Origin of the sequence: Paenibacillus sp. GYB004, from assembly GCF_036577605.1 — a bacterium.
Lineage (GTDB): Bacteria > Bacillota > Bacilli > Paenibacillales > NBRC-103111 > Paenibacillus_AB > Paenibacillus_AB oceani.
Genome location: NZ_JARBDB010000050.1, coordinates 87,048 through 95,555 on the forward strand (window position 1 = coordinate 87,048; position 8,508 = coordinate 95,555).

6 protein-coding genes are annotated in these 8,508 nt (G+C 53.7%); 4 read left to right on the forward strand and 2 right to left on the reverse strand.

The window, feature by feature from the left end:
• Window positions 1–2: 2 nt before the first annotated feature.
• Both PV433_RS21545 and PV433_RS21550 read right to left on the reverse strand, forming a co-directional pair.
• On the reverse strand, window positions 3–509 hold the full coding sequence (locus PV433_RS21545; protein WP_332074114.1) for a dihydrofolate reductase: 507 nt from the start codon (window positions 507–509) through the stop codon (window positions 3–5).
• Complete coding sequence (locus tag PV433_RS21550) at window positions 506–1,300, reverse strand: thymidylate synthase (protein ID WP_332074115.1); 795 nt, start codon at window positions 1,298–1,300, stop codon at window positions 506–508. Before PV433_RS21550 ends, PV433_RS21545 begins: the two co-directional genes overlap by 4 nt.
• Window positions 1,301–1,552: 252 nt before the next feature.
• On the opposite strand from PV433_RS21550, the gene PV433_RS21555 reads away from it, so the two are divergent.
• The 4 genes from PV433_RS21555 (at window position 1,553) to ligA (ending at window position 7,460) form a co-directional block, all read left to right on the forward strand.
• Entirely contained in the window at window positions 1,553–2,095 is a 543-nt protein-coding gene (locus tag PV433_RS21555) for a PspC domain-containing protein (RefSeq protein ID WP_332074116.1), read from the forward strand.
• Between the two features lie 219 nt (window positions 2,096–2,314).
• Window positions 2,315–3,004, forward strand: a complete 690-nt coding sequence (locus PV433_RS21560; protein WP_332074117.1) for a heptaprenylglyceryl phosphate synthase — start codon at window positions 2,315–2,317, stop codon at window positions 3,002–3,004.
• Between the two features lie 14 nt (window positions 3,005–3,018).
• On the forward strand, window positions 3,019–5,343 hold the full coding sequence (gene pcrA, locus PV433_RS21565) for a DNA helicase PcrA (protein ID WP_332074118.1): 2,325 nt from the start codon (window positions 3,019–3,021) through the stop codon (window positions 5,341–5,343).
• A gap of 113 nt (window positions 5,344–5,456) precedes the next feature.
• Window positions 5,457–7,460, forward strand: a complete 2,004-nt coding sequence (gene ligA / locus PV433_RS21570) for an NAD-dependent DNA ligase LigA (RefSeq protein ID WP_332074121.1) — start codon at window positions 5,457–5,459, stop codon at window positions 7,458–7,460.
• The last annotated feature ends 1,048 nt before the right edge of the window (window positions 7,461–8,508 follow it).

The window sequence follows — 8,508 nt, forward strand, 5'->3', positions numbered from 1 at the left end:
ACTCAGGCAAGCTTGCGCTCATAAGTCAGAAACGTATGAGGGTGTGCATTTTTCTCATTGATCTCTCCCGCTACGCTCGAGGTAACTTCCCATTCGTTGGGATCGAGTTCGGGGAAAAAGGCGTCTCCTTCGAATCGTTCCTCGATCGAGGTAACGTAGATCCGGTCGGCGTAGCGGAAAAACAAGCCGTACACCTCCGAGCCTCCGATGACGAACGGGCTTTGCCCGGCAGCGGCCTCAAGCGCCTCCTCCGGCGTATGGACGACCGTGCAGCCGTCGGCGGCATAGGCGGCATCCCGGGTCAGCACAATATTCAACCGGCCCGGCAGCGGCTTCCCGATCGACTCGTACGTTTTGCGCCCCATTATCACCGGATGGCCCATCGTTGTTCTTTTGAAAAAGGCCAGATCCGCCGGGAGCCGCCAAGGCAGTTTGTTGTCTTTGCCGATTACGCCGCCTTGCGCCATAGCGACGATCATCGAGACGGAAGCAGGTGCTTGTTCGTTCATACGGCGACCTCCCCTTTAATGCGCGGATGCGGATCATAGCCAATCAGCTCGAAATCCTCGTAACGGAAGTCGAAGATCGACCGGACATCCGGGTTCAGCTTCATCGCCGGCAGCGGCCGGGGTTCGCGGGTTACTTGGAGACGGATCTGCTCCATATGATTCGAATAAATATGCGCGTCGCCCAAGGTATGGACAAAATGACCCGGCTGCAGTCCGGTAACTTGAGCCATCATCAGCGTCAACAGCGCATAAGAGGCGATATTAAAAGGAACGCCCAGGAAAACGTCCGCACTCCGCTGATACAATTGACACGACAGCTTGCCGTCCGCCACATAAAACTGGAACAGACAGTGGCAGGGGGCCAGCGCCATCCGGTCCAGTTCGGCGACGTTCCATGCACTGACGATCATCCGGCGCGAATCGGGATTGTTTTTGATTTGATCCAGCACGATCGCAATCTGGTCCACCGCGCCGCCATCGGGCTTGGCCCATGAGCGCCACTGCTTGCCGTACACCGGCCCCAAATTGCCGTTCTCATCAGCCCATTCGTCCCATATAGATACACCGTGTTCGTGCAGATAGCCAACATTCGTATCCCCGCGCAGAAACCACAGCAGTTCGTGAATGATCGAGCGAAGATGCAGCTTCTTCGTAGTCAGCAGCGGAAAACCTTGCTGCAGATCAAATCTCATCTGGTATCCGAATAGGCTGATTGTGCCTGTGCCAGTCCGGTCCGACTTGTGCACGCCTTCGTTTAATATCGTTTCGCATAGCTGCAAGTATTGCTTCATTAGTAAGTTCCCTCTTTTCTTTTCCGTCGTTTGCGGAACTTCCGCTGTCCATTTCAACCATTTTATATTACCATAAGGAAGGGTATGCCCGATACGAAGACCTGTCAGTCGTCCCCGACTTAAGTCCAGTCCGAATACCATCTTCGGTCCGTTTTGGATGGGCGTCCGATTTTCTATACTAGAAGCATAAGGTTGCATCGCTGCCAAGTCCGGTATGCGGTGAGCCAATACCATACAAAGGTGTTGTCCGACATGAAAAAATTGTACCGGTCCCGTAGAGACAGCAAGTTGTTCGGTTTATGCGGCGGGCTGGCCGAACTTCTTAACGTCGATTCTACGCTGCTGCGTGTCGTCTTGCTGGTGACGGCTTTCTTCACCGGAGGCACGCTGATCCCGATATATTTTATCGCCTGCCTCGTCATTCCAAAGGAACCGGCGTTCGATCCTTTTTATAACCCGACATACGGGTATCCGAACCGGCCGGATTACGGCCCCGGACCCTATCATTCGGATCCGCACTACCGCGGCGGTTCGTATTATGGCAGCTCCAGCGGAACGACGCATCAGCCGTACGGAAGCTCCACTTATTCGAGCGGATACGGATCGAAGCCGCCCAGCTACGGCCCCGGCTATCAGCCGCAGACGGAAGCTCCGCCGTCCGCCGCCGGTCCCGCTCCGCAGAAACCGGCTCCCAATCTGGACGAGATGATGCGGGACGTCGAGAAGAAGGCGCTCCAAAAAGAGATTGAGGAGCTTCGCGCCAAGCTGGCGCAGTATGAGAAGAGCGACAAATAAAGCAGATTGGTATCAGCCACGGAACTTCAGCTTCCGTGGTTTTATTTTTTATAGGGAACGATTCCTTGTTGGAAACGATTGCGAACATACATTCGCTTTTGGTATGATGGAAACAAACGCCGCGATGAACCATTTGACACCCCCGGAGCGCTGACATAGACTGAGATTAGTTTTTTATTTTGAAGGGAACAACGCCCGGATAGTCGGAGGGTTATACGGTTGAACATCGACATTGGACGGTGGAAGCACGTCTTCAAGCTGGACCCGGACCGGGACATCACCGACTCGGCGCTCGAGCGGGTGTGCATGTCGGGTACGGATGCCGTTATGGTTGGCGGCACAACGGGAGTTACGTTTGATAATACGGTAGATTTGCTGTCCCGGATTCGCCGGTTCGAGGTGCCTTGTGTGCTGGAAATATCCGATCACGACGCGATCGTCCCGGGATTCGATATGTATTTGATCCCCGTCGTGCTGAACGCGGGCAATCCGGATTTTGTTGTCGGTCAGCATCACCGTGCGGTGAAAGAATACGGTCCGATGATGCAGTGGGATCAGATTGCAGCAGAGGGATACGTGATTTTGAACAGCGGCTCCAGTGCGGCCCGCGTAACGGAAGCCCGGACAGAGCTGCAAGCGGACGATGTGGTCGCTTATGCGAGAATCGCGGAGAAGCTGTTCCGGTTTCCCGTATTTTACGTCGAATACAGCGGTATGTTCGGCGATATGGATCTGGTGAAGCGCGCTGCGGCGCAGCTCGAGCGTACCCGGCTGTTTTACGGGGGAGGCATCGACGGCCCCGACAAAGCGAGACTGGCGTCGGAAGCGGCTCATACGATCATCGTCGGGAACGCCGTATACGAGAACCTGGATCGTGCCCTGGAGACGGTCCGGGCGATACAAGAATAGAAAGGTTGACCGGAATGAACGGAAGCATCGATATTCATGCGGCAGTGGCCAAACTGAATAAGGAGCAGCGGGAGGCGGTCGAGGCGCTGAACGGCCCCGTACTTATTATGGCGGGAGCGGGCAGCGGCAAGACGCGCGTTTTGACGCACCGGATCGCTTATTTGATCGCTACGCGGAAAGCGGCTCCCTGGAGCATTTTGGCCATCACATTTACGAATAAAGCAGCCCGGGAAATGCAGGACAGAATCGGGAAAATCGCCGGACCTTCGGCGTCGGACATTTGGGTGTCCACGTTTCACTCCATGTGCGTGCGCATTTTACGGCGGGACATTGATCGGATCGGATATTCATCCAATTTCTCGATTCTCGATTCCACGGACCAGCTGTCGGTTATAAAGACTTGTATGAAGGAACTGAACGTCGACGCCAAAAAGTTCGAGCCGAAGGCAATCCAGGCGGAGCTCGGTTCAGCCAAAAACGAATTGGTCACGCCGGAGCGGTACGAGCGCAAAATCGGCGATTTCTTTCAAGGCCAGGTCGCCAAAGTATACACGCTTTACCAGAAGAAGCTGAAGGCCAACAACTCGCTCGATTTTGACGACCTGATCATGAAGACGATCGAGCTGTTTCAGCAAGTTCCGGATGTACTGGAGTTTTACCAGAACAAGTTCCAATATATTCACGTGGACGAGTATCAGGATACGAACAGAGCTCAATATATGCTATGCAGGATGCTTGCGGACAAGCATCATCATATATGCGTCGTCGGCGACAGCGACCAGTCGATTTACCGTTGGCGCGGAGCGGACATTGCAAATATTTTGAATTTCGAGAAAGACTACCCGGAAGCCCGCACGATCTACCTCGAGCAAAATTACCGTTCCACCTCCAACATCCTGAATGCGGCCAACGCCGTCATTAACAACAATACCGGACGCAAGCCCAAGCGGTTATGGACGGACAAAGGCGACGGAAGCAAGCTGCAGCGGTATGAAGCGGGCTCTGAGCACGAGGAAGGTTATTTTATAGCCGGGGAAATCGTCAAAAACTATAAGCAGGGCCAGAAGTATTCGAACCACGCGGTGCTGTACCGGACCAATGCCCAGTCTCGGGTAATCGAGGAAATTTTGATCAAGTCGGATATCCCTTATCAGATCGTGGGCGGCATCAAGTTCTATGACCGGAAAGAAATTAAGGACATCCTGGCTTATCTGCGTCTGATCTCGAATCCGGATGACGATATTAGTTTAAGAAGGATCATTAATGTACCGAAGCGCGGGATCGGCGATACGACGCTGGACAAGCTGGCTGAAGCTGCGGCGGCGCGGGGGATTTCCATCTTTGCCGCGCTGGAGCAGGCGGACAGCCTGGAATTAAGCGCGAGATTTCGGGCTACCTTGGCCGAGTTTTACGGGCTGATCCGCAATTTGAACGCAATGCTCGACTATTTGTCCGTTACGGAGCTTACCGAGAAGATGCTGGAGCTGACCGGCTATCGTGAAGAGCTGCTGCGGGAAAATACGATCGAATCGAAGTCGAGATTAGAAAACATCGACGAGTTTCTTTCCGTTACGCTGGATTTCGAGAAGCGAAGCGAAGAGAAATCGCTCGTGTCGTTTCTGACCGATCTGGCCTTAATCGCGGACATCGACACGATGGACAAGGAAGACGACGGCAGCGACAAAGACGCGATCATCCTGATGACGATGCACAGTGCCAAAGGACTGGAGTTCCCGGTGGTCTTCATCATCGGCATGGAAGAAGGGGTATTCCCGCACAGCCGTGCGTTTCTGGACAACGAAGAGCTGGAGGAGGAGCGCCGGCTCGCTTATGTAGGCATCACGCGTGCGGAGGAGAAGCTTTACTTGACCTGCGCACGGATGCGGACGCTGTTCGGGAAGACGGCGGCGAACGCTCCGTCGCGGTTTTTCAAAGAAATTCCTGCGGAGCTGGTCGAGAATGCGGGAGGTTACGGCGTCATTGGCGGCAGCGGGTCCTCTTACAGCTCCCGAAGCGGGGGATACGGCGGCGGCACGTCGGTATACGGCTCCCCAGCGAGGGGAGCATATGGCTCGCCAGCGGGAAGCTCGATCGGCGCAGCTCCTTCGGCCGCCGGCAGAGCCGCTGCAGGTGTTCAGCAGCGCCAGGCCGGAACTGCCGGAAGCGGCGCGGCGTCATCGTATGCGAACGGTGATAAAGTGAGCCATGGCAAGTGGGGGACCGGTGTCATCGTTGCTGTAAAGGGAAGCGGCGACGATACGGAGCTGCAGATCGCTTTTCCGGCTCCTGTCGGGGTGAAGCGGCTGCTCGCGAAATTCGCCCCGATCTCCAAGCTGTAAACGGCTGACACGAAACTTCCGTCCTGCCGGCAGTGTGCGGACAGGATCGCGTGCAGGATTGCGGACTATTAAATCCGTTTATGAGAGGATGAAGTTGAATCGTGGCAGATGCGATGGAAACGATGAAGAGCTTGATCGATGAAATCGGCAAGCACAATTACCAGTATTATACGCTGGATCAGCCCATCATTAGCGACAAGGAGTACGACGAGCTGTACGACCGGCTCGTTGCACTGGAGCGGGAGACCGGCGTCACGCTGCCGAACTCTCCGACCTTGCGCGTCGGCGGAGAGCTGCTGGACGGCTTTCAGCCGCACAAGCATCTGGCGAGACTATGGAGTCTGGATAAAGCGCAAAATGAAGACGATCTGATGGCTTGGCATACCCGGGTGCTCAAGCTGATTAACGATTATAACACCCGTAATCCGGAAGATCCGCTGCCGGAGCCATCCTTTGTCGTAGAGCTGAAGTTCGACGGACTTTCGTTGAATCTGACTTATGACGGAGGTCAGCTCGTTCAGGCTTCCACGCGCGGCAACGGGGTCGTTGGCGAAGGGATTCTTCCACAAGTGAAGACGATTCGCTCCATCCCACTTGAAATTCCTTACAGGGACGGGGTTATTGAGGTGCAGGGCGAAGGCATGATGTTCTTGTCGGTCTTCGATGCCTACAACAAAACTGCGGCGGAGACTCTGAAAAATCCGCGTAACGCTGCAGCCGGCGCGCTCCGCAACTTGAATCCGAAAGCGACAGCCGAAAGAAAACTGAACGCTTTCATTTACAATGTCGGATATTCGGATGAAGCCCGGTTTAAGGACCATCGCGAAATGGTGCAATTTTTGAGGGACAACCGTTTTAAGGTGAACCCGTACGTCCAATTTTACGACTCGATTCAGGACGTCGCCGAGGAACTGCGCAGGCTGGAGACCGTGCGGCATGATTTTGATTTTTTGATTGACGGTGCGGTAGTCAAAATTAACGATATGCGTACACGCGAAGTGTTCGGCTATACCGATAAATTTCCACGCTGGGCGGTAGCTTTCAAATTCGAAGCCGAAGAAGCCACGACGATCCTGCAATCGGTATCGTGGGAAGTAGGAAGGACAGGCAAGTTGACGCCTGTCGCCGCCGTCGAGCCGGTAGATATCGCCGGCGTTACCGTGTCCAACTGTACGCTTAACAACATAGGCGACATCGAACGCAAAAACTTGAAGTTCGCACTCGGAACGCCTGTCTTCATCCGTCGTTCCAATGACGTGATTCCGGAAATTCTCGGCAAAGTGACCGAGGAGCAGGACGGAACGGAGATCGTTTATCCTACCGTATGTCCGTCTTGCGGCACCGAACTGGAGCAGCGGGGCGCTCATCTGTTCTGTCCAAACCGGCTTGGCTGCAAGCCTCAACTAATAGGCCGGATCACGCATTTCGCCTCGCGCGATGCGATGGATATCGAGACGTTCAGTATTATGACGGCCCAACAGTTGTATGACGAGCTTGAGGTGCGCGATCCGTCCGACTTGTTTTATTTGCAATTTGAAGATCTGATCAAGCTGCAGCGATTCGGGGACAAGAAGGCCAAGAAGCTACTCGAAGCGATCGAGAAGTGCAAGACATGCGATCTGCCTTCGTTTTTATTCGCGCTTGGTATCCCCAATACGGGCAAAACGACGACGAAGTCGCTGGCCGAGCATTACGGCAGCCTCGAAAGACTGATGACCGCTACGGCCGACGAGTTGACTGGCATCCCGGATATCGGCGGCATCGTTGCGGAGAGCATCGTGAACTTTTTTGCCGATCCCGTCATGATCCGCAGCATCGAGCGGATGCTGGCGGCAGGCGTAACGCCGCAAGCGGAGGAACGGGCGCAGCCGGCCAATACCGAGCATCCGCTGTTCGGCAAAACCGTGGTGCTCACCGGTACGCTAACCAGCATGGGGCGGGACGAGGCCGCTAAAAAGCTTGAAGCGCTCGGTGCCAAGGTAACCGGCAGTGTATCCAAGAAGACCGATCTTGTCATTGCCGGTGAGAGTGCGGGCAGTAAATTGGCCAAAGCGAAAGAACTGGGCATCCCTGTAATTGAGGACGAGACAGAACTGCAGCGGCTGCTTGAGGGATAACCGAATAGAAGCTATCGCTTACGCCGGGCATGCATTGTGGAAAAAGCATTGTGTTAGAGTTTTTTCTTAAATGGACACAATGCCGGACGTTCATCGTAGCATCCTGGACCTTGTGCTCCCGCTCAGAGGAGGGAACCGAATAAGAGTGGTTTGCGCCCTTAATTTTGTTCGAACACCCGGTTGGGCACGGAATAAGAGCGGTTTGTAGCTTCTAAATCCGCTGAAAGGGTTATACCCCCATTAGTTGGTTGAAATAAGGAATACAAACCGCCTCTATACGTCTCAGCCCTCCCAATATGCCGAATATAGAGGGTGCCAGAGTCTCTTATTATGTGATTTAGTCCGTACGTATTTCGTTTTAGCGAAAGCCGAAGGGGATCTGATCGTGTGAAAGCTGCTCACGGGCCATAACCGAAGGCGAACTGTTACCCTAAAAACTCATCAACGAGCGGCCCGAGCGAGGGTCCCCCTCCCTTCAACGCGCAAACGCTGCACACCAAGACCGTCCGGATGCTTTGACCGGATGGTTTTTCCTTAAGAGCTAAGGAAGATTCAGTTTTCAGCGAAGCTGAAGTCTTTCTGTTCGCAAGGAGAACTGCCTCGTACGCCGGGTCATGCACCACGGCTAAGGTTTCGTCAAGAAGCTTTTCTTTTTGTCGAACATGTAATTTAACCTGGTCTTTGCTGCGTTGTAACGGCTACTGTGGGAGTCCTGGACCGAATCCGAAAAATAATTTAAGAAAAGAGTTGCATTCCATTTTGAAACCTGATATTATAAGTTCTTGTCACGACATGATTCGCTAAAAAAATGAGTCAGTAAATAAGGCTTATGAACCATGACGGCGACAACAAAGTTCCTTGAAAACTGAACAAATGAAACGGACCATATAAGAGATTTCGTTGGCGCAAGCTGCGAAATTTCACAAGTCAGTACGTTTGAGCAATCAGCTCTAAAATAAAGAGAAGCTTCTCGTGAGTGAAATCGGAGAAGCGACTCAACCTTATTGGAGAGTTTGATCCTGGCTCAGGACGAACGCTGGCGGCGTGC